Here is an 850-nt window from a genome sequence, read left to right as displayed (position 1 = left end):
TGTTGAGTCGTTTTAAGTGTAATTCGGGGTAATGACTCCAACTTACTGATAGTGTTTTATGTTCAGATAATGCCCGATGACCTTGTCATGCAGCTCCACCGATTTTGAGAACGACAGTGACTTCCGTCCCAGCCTTGCCAGATGTTGTCTCAGATTCAGGTTATGCCGCTCAATTCGCTGAGTGTAACGCTTGCTGATTACGTGCAGCTTTCCCTTCAGGCGGGATTCATACAGCGGCCAGCCATCCGTCATCCATATCACCACGTCAAAGGGTGACAGCAGGCTCATAAGACGCCCCAGCGTCGGCATAGTGCGTTCACCGAATACGTGCGCCACAACCGTCCTCCGTATCCTGTCATACGCGTAAAACAACCAGCGCTGGCGTGATTTAGCGCCGACATAACCCCACTGTTCGTCCATTTCAGCGCAGACAATCACATCACTGCCCGGCTGTATGCGCGAGGTTACCGACTGCGGCCTGAGTTTTTTAAATGGCGGAAAATCGTGTTGAGGCCAACGCCCATAATGCGGGCGGTTGCCCGGCATCCAACGCCATTCATGGCCATATCAATGATTTTCTGGTGCGTACCGGGTTGAGAAGCGGTGTAAGTGAACTGTAGTTGCCATGTTTTACGGCAGTGAGAGCAGAGATAGCGCTGATGTCCGGCGGTGCTTTTGCCGTTACGCACCACCCCGTCAGTAGCTGAACAGGAGGGACAGCTGATAGAAACAGAAGCCACTGGAGCACCTCAAAAACACCATCATACACTAAATCAGTAAGTTGGCAGCATCACCATGTAATCATGAAGTTGTCGGAAAACTATCCGTACAAGGGAGTGTATGAAAAATG

The 850-nt window shown here is 50.8% G+C and carries 1 protein-coding gene; it reads right to left on the bottom strand.

Features of this window, described 5'->3' with window-relative positions:
* Positions 1–42: 42 nt before the first annotated feature.
* A protein-coding gene (locus ABD353_RS39725) for an IS1 family transposase (protein WP_344628581.1) occupies positions 43–740 on the bottom strand; the annotation gives its coding sequence in 2 pieces (ribosomal slippage) (positions 43–491 and positions 491–740; 699 coding nt in all).
* Positions 741–850 lie beyond the last annotated feature (110 nt).

This window comes from Kitasatospora arboriphila, from assembly GCF_039528095.1.
In the GTDB taxonomy this organism is placed as follows: Bacteria; Actinomycetota; Actinomycetes; order Streptomycetales; family Streptomycetaceae; genus Kitasatospora; species Kitasatospora arboriphila.
This window is presented reverse-complemented; position numbering and strand designations above follow the sequence as displayed.